This is a genomic window from Conexibacter woesei DSM 14684 (genome assembly GCF_000025265.1).
Lineage (GTDB): Bacteria > Actinomycetota > Thermoleophilia > Solirubrobacterales > Solirubrobacteraceae > Conexibacter > Conexibacter woesei.
The window spans coordinates 2,020,406-2,035,852 of sequence record NC_013739.1; the positions used below are offsets into that span (position 1 = coordinate 2,020,406).

The 15,447-nt window shown below is 73.4% G+C and carries 10 protein-coding genes; 5 read left to right on the forward strand and 5 right to left on the reverse strand.

Annotation, left to right across the window (positions count from 1 at the left end):
* Positions 1–37: 37 nt before the first annotated feature.
* Positions 38–3,127 (reverse strand): choice-of-anchor D domain-containing protein, encoded by a 3,090-nt coding sequence (locus CWOE_RS09585; RefSeq protein WP_012933401.1) that lies wholly within the window; start codon positions 3,125–3,127, stop codon positions 38–40.
* A 145-nt stretch (positions 3,128–3,272) separates the two neighbouring features.
* Here CWOE_RS09585 and CWOE_RS09590 point away from each other — a divergent pair, with 145 nt between their 5' ends.
* The gene (locus CWOE_RS09590) at positions 3,273–4,958 is read left to right on the forward strand and encodes an FAD-dependent oxidoreductase (protein ID WP_012933402.1); all 1,686 of its coding nucleotides are present in this window, start codon (positions 3,273–3,275) and stop codon (positions 4,956–4,958) included.
* Here CWOE_RS09590 and CWOE_RS09595 read toward each other — a convergent pair.
* The 4 genes from CWOE_RS09595 to CWOE_RS30525 all read right to left on the reverse strand — a co-directional run bounded on the left by CWOE_RS09595 (position 4,955) and on the right by CWOE_RS30525 (position 9,688).
* Positions 4,955–6,385 carry an FAD-binding oxidoreductase gene (locus tag CWOE_RS09595; protein ID WP_012933403.1) on the reverse strand — a complete coding sequence of 477 codons (1,431 nt, stop codon included), beginning with the start codon at positions 6,383–6,385 and terminating at the stop codon, positions 4,955–4,957. The genes CWOE_RS09590 and CWOE_RS09595 overlap by 4 nt on opposite strands.
* Before the next feature lie 135 nt (positions 6,386–6,520).
* Entirely contained in the window at positions 6,521–8,128 is a 1,608-nt protein-coding gene (locus CWOE_RS34090) for a helix-turn-helix transcriptional regulator (protein WP_012933404.1), read from the reverse strand.
* Between the two features lie 12 nt (positions 8,129–8,140).
* Positions 8,141–8,848 carry an acyl-CoA-like ligand-binding transcription factor gene (locus CWOE_RS09605; protein WP_012933405.1) on the reverse strand — a complete coding sequence of 236 codons (708 nt, stop codon included), beginning with the start codon at positions 8,846–8,848 and terminating at the stop codon, positions 8,141–8,143.
* 63 nt (positions 8,849–8,911) lie between these two features.
* Positions 8,912–9,688, reverse strand: coding sequence for an IclR family transcriptional regulator (locus tag CWOE_RS30525; RefSeq protein ID WP_012933406.1), 777 nt, complete (start codon positions 9,686–9,688; stop codon positions 8,912–8,914).
* Between the two features lie 285 nt (positions 9,689–9,973).
* On the opposite strand from CWOE_RS30525, the gene CWOE_RS09615 reads away from it, so the two are divergent.
* From CWOE_RS09615 to CWOE_RS09630, 4 genes are read left to right on the forward strand one after another with little or no spacing between them, the layout of a single operon-like run.
* Positions 9,974–11,473, forward strand: a complete 1,500-nt coding sequence (locus CWOE_RS09615; RefSeq protein ID WP_012933407.1) for an ABC transporter substrate-binding protein — start codon at positions 9,974–9,976, stop codon at positions 11,471–11,473.
* Positions 11,470–12,492, forward strand: coding sequence for an ABC transporter permease (locus tag CWOE_RS09620; protein WP_012933408.1), 1,023 nt, complete (start codon positions 11,470–11,472; stop codon positions 12,490–12,492). Before CWOE_RS09615 ends, CWOE_RS09620 begins: the two co-directional genes overlap by 4 nt.
* Positions 12,489–14,441 (forward strand): dipeptide/oligopeptide/nickel ABC transporter permease/ATP-binding protein, encoded by a 1,953-nt coding sequence (locus CWOE_RS09625; protein ID WP_012933409.1) that lies wholly within the window; start codon positions 12,489–12,491, stop codon positions 14,439–14,441. The genes CWOE_RS09620 and CWOE_RS09625 overlap by 4 nt, the downstream gene beginning before the upstream one ends.
* Positions 14,438–15,445 (forward strand): ABC transporter ATP-binding protein, encoded by a 1,008-nt coding sequence (locus CWOE_RS09630; protein WP_012933410.1) that lies wholly within the window; start codon positions 14,438–14,440, stop codon positions 15,443–15,445. The genes CWOE_RS09625 and CWOE_RS09630 overlap by 4 nt, the downstream gene beginning before the upstream one ends.
* Positions 15,446–15,447 lie beyond the last annotated feature (2 nt).

A 15,447-nucleotide genomic window follows, 5' to 3' on the forward strand; every position in this document is an offset into this window, starting at 1 on the left:
AGAGCGAGACCGGCGCGAACGGCGCGGCGCGGATCCGCTAGCGGACCCGGACGACGCTCGTCGCGAGCGCGGGCGCGACGTCGGCGCCGGTCGCGCGCAACGTGACCTCGACAGGGGCGCGGCGGGCGCGCGGCACGGCGCGGACGACCAGCGTCACGCTGCGCGCGGCGCCGGGCGCGAGGCGGCCGAGCGCGACGGCGACCGTTCGGGTCGCGCGCGGCCGTCTGTCACCGGCTCGCGCCGGCGGCTGCCAGCGCAGCGCGGCCGGAAGGCGGACGCGCAGCGTCGCTCCGGCGACCGCTCGCGTCCCGACGCTGCGCAGTCGTGCCTGCAGGTGGACCGTGCCGCCGCGTCTGACCGACACGCGCCCGACCGCCGTCAGCGCGAGCGCGGCGCGGCCGGCGTCGCCGCCTCTGCCGCTCGGAGCCGGCGGACCGGGACCGCCCGGCGCCGGGCCGACAGGGCCGGTGGGCGCTCTTGCGCCCGGATCGCCGCCGGGCTGTCCACCGCCCGGCTCCCTGCTGCCCGGCTCTCTGCCGCCGGGCTCTCTGCCGCCGGGCTCTCTGCCGCCCGGCTCGTCGTCGGTCGGCAGGCCCAGGCCCGTCAGCTCGACGACGCGCTCGCCACCGTCACCGTCGTTGGGGATCAGCAGACGGGCGTCGAGCGGGCCGACCGCCGCCGGGACGAAGCGGATCGTGGCCGAGCACTCCGCGCCGACCGCGAGCGTCGCGGCCGAGCAGCCGTCGGCGGTCAGCGCGACCGGTCCCGCGATCGCGAGCGCGCCGAGCCGAAGCGGCGCGTCGCCGCCGTTCTCCACGGTCACCGCGCGTTCCGCGAAGAAGCCGACGCGGACGGGGCCGAGCGCCAGTTCGGCCGGCGCCTGCGCTGCGCCCTGCACCGCTCTGGCGGCGAGCGCGACGACGTTCGGGCTCGACGGGGCGTTGCTGGCCACCCGCAGCGTCGCGTCGAGCGCGCCGCGCGCGCCCGGCGCGAACGCGACGCCGACGTCGCAGCGGCCGGCCGGCGCGATCGGCCCGCCGAGGCAGTCGGTCGCGTCGACCGTCACACGGCCCGCGTCGGGGCCGAAGGCGACGACCGAGGAGATCTGCAGCGCGATCTCGCCCGAGTTGACGATCTCCGCGGTCGCGCCGCGCGTCGTGCCGACCGCCACGTCGCCGAACGCGACCGGAGCCGCCGTGACGCCCGATCCGATCCCGCGCGCGCTCAGCGCGATGACCGGCTCGGTGCCGACGCCGTCGCTGACGATCCGCAGCGACGCGGCCGCCGCCCCCCTCGTCGGCGGCGCGTATCTGACGGTCGCGCTGCAGCTCGCGCCGGGCGCGACCGGCGCGTCGTCGCACGTGCCCGGCGCGACCGACCAACCGGACCCCGCCTGTTCGAGCGCCAGCGACGCGATCGCCAGCGGCTGGTTGCCGCTGTTCCCGATCGTCAGCGGCGCGCTCGCCGAGGCGCCGAACGCGACGTCGCCGAGCGCCGCTGAGGCGGGCGCGCTCGCGAGCGCGCCGGTGCCGGTCCCGCTCAGCGCGATCGAGTGCGGCGGCGTGCCGGGCGCGCGGTACGCGTCGCTGTCGATCACGAGTCTCGCCTGCTTGGCCCCGGGACTTCTCGGTTTGAAGCGGACCTGCGGTCGGCACGGCTCGTCCTCGGGCAGCGACGGCAGATAGCAGACGCCGATCTCGCCGCGGACCAGCTCGAAGTCGCCCGCATCGGCGCCCTCGATCCACACTCTTCTGATCCCGACCCGGCCGGCCCCGACCCCGCCGCCGCTGTTCTCGAAGTCGGTCTGCGACAGCGTCGCCGTCGTGACCGCGCCGCTCGTGCCGGCTCTCATGCTGCCGAGCGCGAGCGGCCCCGGCACGCTCAGCCGCGCACGCCCCGGGATCGCGACGACCGCCTTGTGCTGCCCGGAATGCACGCAGGCGAACGCCGCCGACACCGGGATGTCGCCGCCGGTCGTGTTCGGGAACAGCGTTCCGGTCGTGGCGTCGCAGACGATGCCGCCTCCGATTCTCAGGCTCGCGAAGCCGTAGCCGCCGTTCGTCTGCGCGAACGCCGACGCCTGGCCGGTCGCCATCCCGCCCCAGCCACCGCTGCCGCCGGGGTCGACCGCCAGCGCGAAGAAGGTGCGGCTGCCGCCGTTGATGACGCCCATCGCGTCCGCGGCACCGAACGCCATCCCGCCCTGGCCGCGCCAGCCGTAGACCTCGCCCTGGCCGGCGAAGCCGACGAGCACGTCGTCGTGGACGTCGAGCGGCCACTGCACCGGCGCCGCCGCGATCGTCTTCGCGTCGCCGGCGACGAGCGCCGTCACGGCTGCGCTCTGGCCGGGGGCCGTGAGCGTCGTCGGCGCGCTCGCGAAGCTGCCGTCGGGTCCGCTGCCGCGGTAGATCTGCACCGTGCCGGCCGCGGTCCCGATCAGCAGGTCGAGTCTGCCGTCGGCGTCGACGTCGTGCAGTCTCAGCACGCGCGCGTCGCCCGGCACCGGGTCGAACAGCTGGAAGAAGTTCGCGTTCGCGAGCGTGCCGCCGCTCGCTCTGTATGTGACGACGCTGCGCGGTCTGACGGAGGCGTCGGGATCGTCGGTCTCGAAGGCGACCGCGACGAGCCGCGTTCCGCTCGGGGCGGTCGCGCTCGCGATCGCGCGGATGCGCGTGGAGCCCGGTGGCGAGGCCGGCGCGACCTCCTTGGCGCTGGTCGAGAACGTGCCGTCGCCTCTGTTGCGCAGCACGTTGAAGCTGCCGAGCCCTCTTGCGGCGGCGATCACGTCGGGCGCGCCGTCGCCCTCCAGGTCGGTGCTCGCCAGCAGCTCGGAGCCGCCCACCACCGTGCCGAGGTCGCTGCGGCTCCAGAAGCCGTAGCCGTCCTGCGTCGCGCGAGTGATGCCGAAGTAGTCGCTGCCGTAGCCGACCAGCACGTCGTCGGTGCCGTTGCCGTCGAAGTCGTCGACCAACAGCGCTCTCGGCTGGCCCGGCAGCGCACCCAGGTCGTCCGTCGCCGCCTGGATCGCGCAGCCGCCGAACGCGAGCGCGGCGAAGGCGCCGGCGAAGGGCAGCGCGAGCGCACGGACGGCGCGCGCCGGGCGGAGCGACTGGAGCGGAGCGATCACACCGGCTTCGCTCGGCGTCCGGACGCGCCTTCATGTCGACGCGCTGACAGGTTGGACAAATGTCGCACCCGCGCGTGGAGCACGGTGACGGCACATCTCCGCCACATTCGTCGAGAGCGGGCCGTTAGTGTCATGGAGATTCGCGATGCCGCTCCCCGTCCTCCTTGTCGTAGGCGGTGACCAGGACGCCCTTCAGGACGTTGGGGCTCAGCTCGCCCGGCGCTACGGCCGCGATTACCGGATCGAGCGCGCGAGTGATCCGGAGCAGGCGCTCGCGGCGCTGGCGGAGCTGGCCGATGCGTGTGACGAGCTGGCCTTGGTGCTGGCGGCCACCTCGCTCATGGACTCGACCGGTGAGGGGCTGCTCGAGCGCGCGCGCCAGCTGCACCCGCACGCCAAGCGCGGGTTGATGGTCGCGCGGGGGGCCTTGGCCGACCAGCCGACCGCCAAGACGATCGTCGACGCGATCGCCATGGGTCGCATCGACTACTACGTCCAGATGCCGGCGGAGGCGTCGGACGAGACGTTCCACCACACCATCTCGACCTTCCTGCTCGAGTGGGCGACGGAGCTTCACAAGGTTCCGCACACCGTCCGCATCGTCGGCGAGGAGTGGACGGGGCGGGCCTACGAGATGCGGGAGACCTTCGAGCGTTGTGCCGTTCCGCACGACTTCTGCCTGGCGGACTCCGACGAGGGCCGCAAGCTCCTCGCGCAGGCCGGTCTCGACGTGAAGCTCCCGGTCATGCTCCTGCCGGACGGGCGCGCGCTCAGCGACCCGTCGAACGCCGAGATCGCGGAGGCCGCCGGCGCCCCGGCCGGCTTCGACGAAAGCGACTTCGACGTCGTCATCGTGGGTGCCGGGCCTGCAGGCCTGTCGGCGGCGGTCTACGGCGCCTCCGAGGGGCTGCGCACGCTCGTCGTCGACGAGGGCGGCATCGGGGGGCAGGCCCGGTCCAGCTCGCTGATCCGCAACTACCTCGGCTTCCCGAGAGGGGTGAGCGGGCATCGGCTGGCCGTGCAGGCCTACGAGCAGGCATCCGTCTTCGGGGCGAGCTTCGTGTTCTTGCACCGGGCGACTGCGCTCAGTCGCTCGGGGGAGCAGCTCACCCTCTCGCTCACGGAGGACCGGCGCGTCAACGCCGCCGTGGTGATCCTCGCCACCGGCGCCAGCTACCGCCGCCTGGGCGTTCCCGCGCTCGAAGCATTGACCGGCGCCGGCGTCTTCTACGGCGGCCCGGCCGCGGAGGCCCACGCGCTCAGCGGAGCGGACGTCTTCGTCGCGGGTGGCGGAAACTCGGCGGGACAGGCCGTCCTGTACCTCGCGCGCTACGCGCGTAGCGTCACGCTGATCGTGCGCGGCCCGTCGCTCGAGGCCGGGATGTCGCACTACCTCGTCCAAGAGATCAGGGCCACGCCGAGCATCGACGTGCGCACCAGCACGACCGTCGTCGGCGGAGGAGGCGACGGCCATCTGCGGGAGCTCGTGCTCCGCGATGCCGCCGCCGGCGACGAGGAGGCGATCGCCGCCGACGCGCTCTTCGTGCTGATCGGGGCGCGCCCGCACACCGACTGGCTGCCCCACTACATCGCACGAGACCGCTACGGGTTCCTCTACACGGGTGGGGACGTTCCCAGCGATGACGGTTGGCCGCTCGAGCGCTCGCCGTCATCGCTGGAGACGAGCATGCCAGGGGTGCTCGCGGCGGGTGACGTCCGGCACGGCTCGGTGAAGCGCGTCGCGTCGGCGGTCGGCGAGGGATCGATCGCGGTGCAGCTCGTGCACAACCTGCTCGTCTCAGAGCAGAGTGCAGAGCGCAGAACCCGCTAGCCCTTGCCCGAACGGGATGCGTCCGCGACGCTCGCGATCAGGTTGCGGTTGGAGCGGAACAGGTTCTCCGGGTCGTAGGCCCGCTTGATCTCGACGAGGCGGTCGAAGTTGCGCCCGTAGGAGGCGCGGATGCGGTCCGGGCCCTCGTCAGCGGTCTGGAAGTTGATGTACGTGGCGCCGGTCGTGAAGGGGCGGAATCGCTCCCACGCTGCGCGGATCCAGCGCCGGTGCGCGTCGGCCGCCGGCTCGTCCGGACCCCACATCCCGAGCGCGCCGATCGCGTAGCGCGCGTCGCGGTTGCCGACCGCGCCGTCGGCGTCGGCGTGCTCCCGCAGCGCGCCCCCGAGCTGCAGGATTCCCAGCTCCGCGTCGGGGATCGGGCAGGCGGCGAACAGCTCGCGCAGAGTCCTCAGCAGCTCGTCGCTCAGCTCGGCCGCGTAGTCGGTCTTCCAGTAGTAGTGGAGCCCCTTCGGCTCGGTCTCGTCGAGGGAGGACTGCAGCTCCGTGTACGGCTGCTCGCGCAGCAGGTCGACGACCGGATCGCCGAGCGCGCGCAGCGGCGCGAGCGCCTCCTCGGCCTCGCGCGGGTCGCCGCTGAAGCAGACTGTCATTGCGCAGACGCGCTCGCCATGCCAGCCCGCGGGCACGAACGGTGCCGCCGGGGCGCGCATCAGCATCAGGAACGAGGTCAGCTCGGGAGGCGACGCGACGGTCAGCGCGCGGTAGGCGCGCAGGATCTCCTCCGCGCGCTCGAACGGCCAGGCGATCAGGCCGCCGTGGACGGTCGGGCCGACGGGGTGGAGGCGGAAGGTGAACGACGTGACGACGCCGAGGTTCGCTCCGGCGCCGCGGAGCGCCCAGAAGAGGTCGGCGTGCTCGTCGCGGCTGGCACGGCGGACCGCGCCGTCTGCTGTCACCAGCTCGACCTCCAGCAGGTTGTCGACCGTCCAGCCGAAGCGGCGCGTCAGGTAGCCGAGCCCGCCGCCGAGCGTCAGGCCCGCGACGCCGACCTCGGAGATGAAGCCGAGCGGCGTTGCGAGGCCGTGCAGCTGGCTCTCGCGGTCGAGGTCGCCCAGCAGGCAACCCGCCTGCGCGGTCGCGGTGCGCGCCTCGGGCGCGACGAGAACCCCGCGCAGCCGCGACATGTCGAGCGTGAGGCCGCCGTCGGCGAGCGCCGTGCCGGCGATGTTGTGGCCGCCGCCGCGCACCCCGACCGGCAGCCCGTGCGCACGGGCGAAGTCGATCGCCTCGACCACGTCGGCCGTGCCGGTCGGCTGCACGACGAGCGCCGGGGTCGCGTCGACCATGCCGTTCCAGAGGCGGGTCGCCGCCTCGAAGCCGGCATCGTGCGGGGTCATCACGCTGCCCCGCAGCCGCTCGCGCAGCTCGTCGACGGCGGTCTGTCGGCTCTCCAGCAGGCGGCTCATCAGCTCCTCCTCGTCAGGTCGGGCAGGCTCCTGAATCGGTTCGCGCCACTCACGCTACGAGCGCGTGACGGCGACCGCATCGGCCGATCCACCCAACCGGGAACGGGCCGCCGGCTGGGTGATCCCACCCATCGCTCACACCAGCTCGTTTTCGTACGCGTAGGCGGTCGCGGCGGTGCGGGAGGGGAGGCGCAACTTGGCGAGGATGTTGCTGACGTGACGGTCGACCGTCCGCTCGCTGAGCACCAGCTCGGCGGCGATCGCCCGGTTGGTGGTGCCGGCGGCGACGAGCCGCAGGACCTGCAGCTCGCGCGGCGAGAGGCCGTGGAGGTCCCCGGCGGCGATGCCGGCCGGTCGCCCCGCGACCCGCTCGGCGCGGGCCAGATCGGGCGTCGCGCCGAGCCGGGCGAAGGTCGCGCACGCCGCGTCCAGCTCCAGCGCGGCGGTGGCCTCGTCGCCCAGCGCGCGGCAGGCGAGCGCGAGCAGGAGGCTGGTCCGCGCGCCCTCGTACGGTGCCTCCAGCAGCCGCCACGCCTCGCGGGCCTCACGCAACGCGCGCAAGGCGACGGTCGCGTCGCCGCGGTCCAGCCCGACGGCGCCGTGTGCGTGCGCGACGAGCGCGTGCAACAGGCCGCCCCCGCCGTGGTCGGCGGCGATCCGCTCCAACTCGGCGCAGGCGTCGCGCGCGGTCTTCTTGTCGCCGATCGCCAGCGCGATCTCCACCGACGCGGGCAGCAGTCGCGCCCGCTGCAGCGGGGCGGTCGTCTCGCCGAGCGCGCGGCGGATCGTCGCCGCCGCGGCGGGCCCGTCGCCCTGCGCGAGCCGCAGCAGCGCGAGGCCGGGAAGCGGCTCGGCGCCGCCGAGGTGCGCGTCGCGAAAGGCGCGCTCGGCCGCCGCCAGCTCGCCGCGCAGGCGGTGCACCTCGCCCTCGCGGTAGCGGGCGCGGGCGGCGGCGCCCCCGTCGCCGGTGCGCGTGAAGCGCCCGCGCGCCCGCCGCGCCTCGTCGAGCGCGTCGCGCCACGCACCGTGCAGTTGCATCAGCTCGGCACGGTGCACGAGGCAGAGGCCTGTGAACGCGACCATGTCCGGCTGCTGCTCGCACCAGCACGTCAGCGCAGTCGTCCACTCCTGCGCGCGGCGCAGCGCGTACAGCTCGTGGCAGCCGTCGATCACGCTGCAGTAGAGGAGCCCCGTGACGATCGGCGACAGCTCGCCCGCGGTGACCGCGACCATCGCCTCGTCGAGCAGGCCGAGTCCCTGCTCGACGTGACCCTGCCGCGCGAGGGCGAGCCCCTGCTCGTGGACGGCGAGCGCGAGCAGGTCCGCGTCTCCGGAGCGCTCGGCGGTCGCGGCGGCGTCGGCGGCCGCCGCGTGCGCTGCCGCGTCCTCGCCCGCCGCCGCGTGGCGGATCACGACGGGCAGCAGCAGGTAGCCGCGCTCGACGCAGTCGGCCGGCTGGTGGGCGAGCATCCGTCGCGCGCGGCTCAGCCAGCCCGTCGCGCGCGCCTGTTCGCCACGGAGCGCGAGGAAGATGCCGAGCCAGATCGCGCAGCGGACGGCGCGCAGCGGAGCGCCGGCGTCGGAGTGCGCTTGATGGGCGCGCTCCAGCGCGTGGAGATGGGCCTCGGCGTGGCCGACCATGTAGGCCGCCGTCGCGAGCCGCTCGAGCTCGTCCGCGGGCAGGGGTGCGGCGCGCGCCGTGTCGGCGTGGGAGAGGGAGGCGTACGCCTCGCTCCAGCTCATCGTGCCTCAAGGCTACGCTGCCGGCACGGTGCCGCAACCCGTCGACGACCCGCGCCCGGCGGACCGGTCGAGGTCTCTCGCGCCTGGGTGGGGGGCCGGCAGGCCCGCTGCGATCTGGGCGAGCACGTCGCGCAGGATCGGTTCGAGCGGTGCGGGTGGGTCGAAGCGCAGTGCGTGTTCGACGGCGACTGCGCTGGCGGCGCCGATCACGGCGGCTGCCGTGCTCGGGTAGACGTCGTGGGCGGCGTCGGTGCCGGTGCGTTCGGCGATCGCCGCTGCCAGCGCGGCCTGGGCCGTCGCGTTGGCCTTGGCCATCTCGCCTCGCAGCGCCGGCTCGTCGAGCAGGAGTCGCATGCCGGCGGCGCCCTGTCGGTCGCGTGCGGGATGGTCGGTGGTGGTGCCCGGCGGCGGGACGAAGTGTTTGACGAGCACGTCGGTGACGGCGTGCCAGAACGGTTCGCTCGCCGGACGCGTGCGCAGGTCGTCGGCGATCTCGATCATGCGATCGAGGTGCAGTGCGGTGACGGCGGCCGCTTTGCCGGGGAAGTAGTTGCGGAAGGTGCGTTCGGAGACGCCGGCTGCGGTGGCGATCTCCTCGACCGTCACGTTGCTCCACCCGCGCTCGATCCCGAGTCGGATCGTGGCGTGGCTCAGGGCGGTGCGCGTCGCGCGCTTCTTGCGCTCGCGCAGCCCGGGTTCGGTGGGGGGGTCGGCGGACATCGGCGCGGACCGTAGCACCCCGCGCGGCGAAACTTGCCGCATCGGCATGATCGCGGGTGTGCGTCAGACGAGCGTCAGCGCCGGCACGCTGCTGGTCTGCGCCACGCGCGCGAGCTCGGCGGCGAACGTCTCGCGCTGTGCCCGGAAGCGGTCGGCGGGCGCGACGATCGACAGCGCGACCGCCCCGCGACCGGTCTGCAGCGCGCCCGCCATGCAGCAGACGCCGGGCAGGAACTCCTCGTTGTCGATCGCGTAGCCGCGTTCGCGGATCTCGTCCAGCTCGCGCTCGAACCGTGCTCGCTCGACGATCGTGTTCGCGGTCCGCGCCTGCAGGGGATGCGTGTCGAGGAAGCGCTGCACGCCCTGTCTGGGCCCGAGCGCGAGCAGCAGCTTCCCCGAGGCGCGCGCGTGCGCGGAGCCGCGGAAGCCGCGCTGCAGCTCTCTCGCGATCATCACCCCGCCGGCGCGGCCGAGGACGGTGATGCCGGGCGAGGTCTCCGTCGTGACGACGACCGACTCGCGTATCGCTGCGGCGAGCGAGCGCGCGCTCGCGGTGACCTGCTCGCGCGGCGAGCGGTGCCGCGTGACGCCGGCGGCGAAGACGCCGGCGCGCGGACCCATCAGGTACCGGCGACCGTCGCGCGCGAGCACGCCGGTCTGCGTCAGCGTGTGCAGGAGGTGGTACGTCGCGGAGCGGTTGACGCCGGTCTGGCCGCTGATCTCCATCGCGCTGAGCCCCTCCTCGCTGCGCGCGACGAGGTCCACCATCTGGATCGCGCGAGCGACCGACTGGACGCGCGGGCGCTCGATGGGGCGCCGGGTCTCTTGCTCTCCAACCATCGCCACGAGGCTAACAGCAAACGTGCCGGATCGGCAATTTTATTGTCACTATCTGATGGCGTGTCAGATGCTGCGTCACCGTCAGCGATCGCTCACGGGTGAAACGTCACCACCTGACGACCGTCTTGCGACGGAATCTGCGTGGGCGGAAGCTCCTGCCGGTTCGACCGGAGGAGAGACATGTCTGACAGTTGGTGGACCGCGGCCCGGTCCGAGTCGCGGCGTTCGCAGACGCGGGGCAGACGCCCCCGGAGGCGACCCCGTCTCTGGCTGCTGGTGGGTGCGATGGCGCTGCTCGTCACGGTGGCGGGCTGCGGAGACGGCTCGTCGTCCTCGACGTCGTCGTCGCGTTCCGGGGAGAAGGTGCTGCGCTACGGGGTGACGTCGAAGCTCGACACGTACAACCCGGCGAGAGACTCCGTCACCGGCGCGACCAACATCCGCTACCTGACGACGGAGACGATCCTCGAGAAGGATCCCGAGACCGGCCAGTACGGGCCCGGCCTCGCCACGGAGTTCGGCTTCGCCGGCAGAGGCAACACCGCGTACGAGTTCACGCTGCGCGAGGACGCGAGCTTCTCCGACGGCACGCCGCTGGACGCCGCGGCAGTGAAGAAGTGGCTGGAGTACTTCTCCAGAGCCGGCGGGCCGTGGGTCGGTCTCGTCGCGCTCAGATCGATCGAGACGCCCGGCAGATACACGGTACGGCTGAACTTCAGAGTGCCGAGCCCCAACATCGAGTACTTCCTCGCCGGCGGCAACAACTGGGGCTTCGTCTCCAGCCCCAGAGGGGTCGACGACCCCAAGCTGCTGGCGCAGGACATGATGGGCGTCGGCCCGTACGTGATGGACCCCGGCGAGAGCGTCGCGGGCGACCACTACACGTTCACGCCCAACGACCGCTACTACGACCAGTCGAAGGTCAAGTGGGACAAGATCGTCGTGAAGGTGATCACCGATCCCTCGACGATGGTCAAGGCGCTGCAGGCGGGCGAGCTCGACGCCTCCCAGGGCGACTTCTCGACCGTCGGCACGGCCGAGAGAGTCCCCGGACTGAAGGTCCACTGGGGACAGGGCGGCTGGGATCCGATCCTGCTGCTGACCAAGCACTCCGAGCCGCTGCGCGACGTGCGCGTCCGTCAGGCCCTCAACTACGCGATCGATCGCGAGGCGATCACCCAGGCGATGCTGGGCAAGTACGGCGAGCCGACCTCCGAGTGGGTCACGACCGACGGCTTCGACCCCGAGTACCAGGACTACTACGAGTACGACCCGGAGAAGGCGAAGCGGCTGCTCGAGGCGGCCGGATACGGGGACGGGCTGACGCTGAAGGTGGTCGACCAGGGCTACTACGGCAACCTCGGCGACCGAATGGTCCAGATCGTCGCCGACTACATGAGCAGAGTCGGCGTCACGTTCCAGGTCACCAAGGCGACGTCCGCCTCCGAGCATCTGGAGAAGGGCTTGTCGGGCGCGTTCGACGCCTGGCAGTTCGCGGTCGGCAGCGTGCCGACGGCCACCTTCCTGGACTTCTTCGGCGAAGGGTTCGGCGTCATCCCCGACCCCGAGCTGGACGAGATCGCGGCGCGCGCGTCCGTCGCGCCCAAGGAGGAGATGCCGGAGATCTGGAAGGAGTTCTCGCGGCGCACCGTCGAGCAGGCGTCGATGCTGAACATCTTCACGACGCCGGTCCTGCTCTACGCCCGCGACGACATCGAGGGCGTCGTCGCGACCCCCGCGTTCGGCGTGTCGCCGGCGCTGCTGCAGTGGGAGCCCGCGAGGTGACGACGACGCTGGCCTCCGAGCAGGCCCGACCCGGTGCGGTGGCGCACCGGGTCGGGGCCGCGCTCCTGCACGCGCCGACCGCGCGCTTCGTGGGACGGCGACTGCTGTCGAGCGCGGTCCTCCTGTTCGTCGTGTCGGCGCTGACGTTCGTGCTGGCGTCGCTGATCCCAGGGGATCCAGCGCGTCAGATCCTCGGCCCGCAGGCGACGCCGGAGAGCTACGCGGCGCTGCGACAGGCGCTCGGCGTCGACGTGCCCGTCTACCAGCAGTACTGGGAGTGGCTGCGCCATGCCGTCACCGGCGACCTCGGCACGTCGCTGTTCGACGCCGTGCCGGTGACCGAGACGATCGGCCGCCGCCTGCCCGTCACGCTGTCGCTGACGATCGGCACGCTGCTCGTCAGCCTGGTCGCCGGCGTGGCGCTGGGCGTGGCGAGCGCCGTGCGCGGCGGCGTCGTCGGCCGCGCCGTCGACGCCTTCGCGCTGCTCGGGCTCGCGTTCCCGCCGTTCTGGATCGGGGCGCTGCTGCTGTCGTGGTTCGCCGTCGGCCTCGGCTGGTTCCCGACATTCGGGTACGTGCCCTTCGACGAGTCGCCCGGCGAGTGGCTGCGGTCGCTGGTGCTGCCGGTCACCGCGCTGTCGGCGTTCGGCGTCTCGGTCATCGCCAAGCAGACGCGCGAGGCGATGCTGGAGGCGCTGGCGAGCGACTACGTGCGGATGGCGCGCGCGTCCGGCGTCTCGCAGACGTCGATCGTGCTGCGTCACGCGCTCAAGAACGCCGCGATGCGGATCCTCACGATGGTCGGCCTGCTCGCGGTGACGTTGCTGGGCGGCACCGTCGCCGTCGAGATCGTGTTCGGCATGCCCGGCCTGGGCGAGCTCGCGGTGACGTCCACGACCCGCCACGACGCTCCGATGCTGCAGGGCATCGTCGTCTGCTTCACGATCGTCGTGATCGCGATCAACCTGCTCGTCGACGTCTGCTACACGCTGGTCAACCCGAAGGTGCGGACGCGATGAGCGACGACTTCCAGCCGCGCGGGTTCTACCGGCACCTGCTCGGTCACCCGCTCGCCGTCGCGTGCCTCGCGTATCTCGGCGCCCTGATCGTCGTCGCGATCGTCGCGCCGATCGTGCTGCCCGGCGTCGCCGGCACCCGCTCGGGAGACCTCGCCGCGATCCGGCAGGGACCGACCGGCGCTCACCTGCTCGGCACCGACTCGCTCGGACGCGACGTGCTCGAACGGCTGCTGGTCGGGACCCGCGTGACGCTGCTCGGCGTCGCGCAGGCCGTCGTCGTGGTCGTCGCGCTGGGCGTGCCGCTCGGCCTGCTCGCCGGCTACTTCGGCGGTCGCACCGACCGCGTCGTGACGTGGCTGGCCGACGTGACCTTCGCGATGCCAGCGATCGTGATGATCCTCGTGGTCCTGGCGCTGTTCCCGCAGAGCATGACGGCGGCGATGCTGACGCTCGGCGTGATCGCCGCTCCGGGACTGATGCGCGTGACGCGCTCGGCGACGCTGCCCGTGCGCGAGGAGCTGTACATCGCCGCGGCGCAGGTCGCCGGGCTCTCGCGCACGTACATCATCAGCCGCCACGTGCTGCCGCGCGTCGCCGGCCCCGTCGTCGTGCAGGTGTCGCTCGTGGCGGCCTCCGCGCTGCTGGTGCAGACCGGCCTCGCCTTCCTCGGGCTCGTCGTCGCCGAGCCGGCGCCGAGCTGGGGCGGGATGGTCGCCGACGGCTTCCAGGCGATCACCGAGGAGCCCTGGCTGATCTGGCCGCCCGGCTTGGCGATCGCGTTCACCGTCCTCGCCCTCGGCCTGCTCGGGGACCTCGTGCGGGACGCGGGCACCGAGCGGTGGGCGCCGTCGGCGCGGCGCCCGCGCCGGCGGCGATCCGCGACGCGCCGGTCCGCCGGCGCGGCGGCGCTCGACCAGCCCGCGCCGGCGGGGCGGCCGGTGCCGCGGCCCGCGCCTGAGGCGCTGCTGTCGATCGAGGGGCTCACCGTCGCGTTCGACACGCCCGCCGGTGCCCGCAAGGTCGTCGAGGACGTGTGGCTCGCGATCGGAGCCGGCGAGACCGTCGGCGTCGTCGGCGAGTCGGGCTCCGGCAAGACGGTCACCGCGACGGCGATCATCGGCCTGCTGCCCGGGATGGGGCGGATCGAGCGCGGGCGCGTCGTGTTCGACGGCGCGGACCTCGCCCTGGCGACGGAGCGCGGGATGCGCGAGATCCGCGGCAAGGGGATCGGCTTGATCTCGCAGGAGCCGATGGTCGCTCTCAACCCCGCGTACCGCGTCGGCTGGCAGCTGACCGAGGTCGTGCGGCGCCACCGTGGCCTTGCGCGGCGCGCCGCGCGGGAGCGGGCGCTCGACCTGCTGCGCGAGGTGCAGCTGCCAGATCCCGAGTCGGTGTTCCGCCGCTATCCCCACGAGCTGTCGGGCGGCATGGCGCAGCGCGTCGCGATCGCCCGGGCGCTCGCCGGCGAGCCGAAGCTGCTGATCGCCGACGAGCCGACGACGGCGCTCGACGTCACGGTGCAGGCCGAGATCCTGGAGCTGCTCCGCCGGCTGCAGGCGGAGCGCGGCATGGCGATCATGTTCGTGACCCACGACTGGGGCGTGGTGGCCGACATGTGCGACCGCGCGGTCGTCATGTACGCCGGCCAGGTCGTCGAGGAGGGGGAGGTCACCGCGTTGTTCCACGCGGCCCGGCATCCCTACACCAAGGCGCTGCTCGACTCCAACCCGCACGCCGCGGTCGACCAGGAGCTGCTGCCGGTCATCTCCGGGGCCGTTCCGAAGCCCGGCCAGTGGCCTGCGGGATGTCACTTCCATCCTCGCTGCCCGCTGGCGACCGACGCGTGCCGCGCCCACCCGATCCCGCTCGAGCAGCCGGCACCCGGGCGCTGGTCGCGCTGCATCCACCATCAGCGGCTCGCCGCCGCGCAGGAAGGAGCCGCGGCATGACTGCATCCGTCGCGACGAACCGCGGGAGCGCCCCGCTGCTGGACGTGCGCGGCTTGGCCGTCGAGTTCGACGTCGGATCGCACCGTCCGCCGTTGCGCGCCGTCGACGGGGTCGACCTGTCGGTGGCGGCAGGCGAGACAGTCGGCCTCGTCGGCGAGTCGGGCTCCGGCAAGACGACGATCGGCCGCGCCGTGCTCGGCCTCGTGCCGGTCGCGGACGGCGCGATCGACTTCGGCGGGAGCGACATCACGCACGCCGGGCACCGCCAGCGACGGGAGCTGAGCGCCGACCTGCAGGTCGTCTTCCAGGATCCCTACAGCTCGCTCAACCCGACGCGCACGATCGGCCAGACGCTGCGCGAGAGCCTGTGGGCCGACAAGCACCTGACGCCCGCTGGCGTGTCGGAACGGGTGCGGTCGATGCTCGATCGCGTCGGACTCGGCGCCGACGCCGAGCGGCGCTATCCGCTGCAGTTCTCCGGCGGGCAGCGTCAGCGGATCGCGATCGCGCGTGCGCTGATGGCGCGACCGCGGCTGGTGATCTGCGACGAGCCCGTCAGCGCGCTGGACCTGTCGGTCCAGGCGCAGGTGCTCAACCTGCTGCGCGAGCTGCAGGCCGAGCTGGGGCTCGGCTACCTGTTCGTCGCTCACGACCTCGCGGTCGTGCGCCACCTCTCGCGGCGCATCGTCGTGCTCTACCGCGGGCGCGTGATGGAGCAGGGCGACGCGGCGACGCTGTTCGAGCGCCCGGCGCATCCGTACACGCGGGCGCTGCTCGACGCCGCCCCGGTGCCCGACCCCGAGCGCCAGCGCCGGCGGCGTGCGGCGGCCGTGCGGCAGGGCAGCGCCTCGACGGTCGTGCCCGCCGAGGCCTGCCCGTTCGCGGCGCGCTGCCCGCACGCGATCGACGCGTGCACCACCCGGCGCCCTCCGCTGGAGGCGACGCCGGAGGGCTCGCTCGTGGCGTGCCTGCGCTGGCAGGAGCTGCGCGACGGGGACGCGTAGGC

What these genes read in the sequence shown, in the direction of transcription:
- CWOE_RS09605 (WP_012933405.1), bottom strand. Translation starts at nt 8,848, where the DNA reads ATGTCCGCCGACCCCCCCACCGAACCCGGGCTGCGCGAGCGCAAGAAG.
- CWOE_RS30525 (WP_012933406.1), bottom strand. Translation starts at nt 9,688, where the DNA reads ATGGTTGGAGAGCAAGAGACCCGGCGCCCCATCGAGCGCCCGCGCGTC.
- CWOE_RS09590 (WP_012933402.1), top strand. Translation starts at nt 3,273, where the DNA reads ATGCCGCTCCCCGTCCTCCTTGTCGTAGGCGGTGACCAGGACGCCCTT.
- CWOE_RS09630 (WP_012933410.1), top strand. Translation starts at nt 14,438, where the DNA reads ATGACTGCATCCGTCGCGACGAACCGCGGGAGCGCCCCGCTGCTGGAC.
- CWOE_RS09625 (WP_012933409.1), top strand. Translation starts at nt 12,489, where the DNA reads ATGAGCGACGACTTCCAGCCGCGCGGGTTCTACCGGCACCTGCTCGGT.
- CWOE_RS09615 (WP_012933407.1), top strand. Translation starts at nt 9,974, where the DNA reads ATGGCGCTGCTCGTCACGGTGGCGGGCTGCGGAGACGGCTCGTCGTCC.
- CWOE_RS34090 (WP_012933404.1), bottom strand. Translation starts at nt 8,128, where the DNA reads ATGAGCTGGAGCGAGGCGTACGCCTCCCTCTCCCACGCCGACACGGCG.
- CWOE_RS09595 (WP_012933403.1), bottom strand. Translation starts at nt 6,385, where the DNA reads ATGAGCCGCCTGCTGGAGAGCCGACAGACCGCCGTCGACGAGCTGCGC.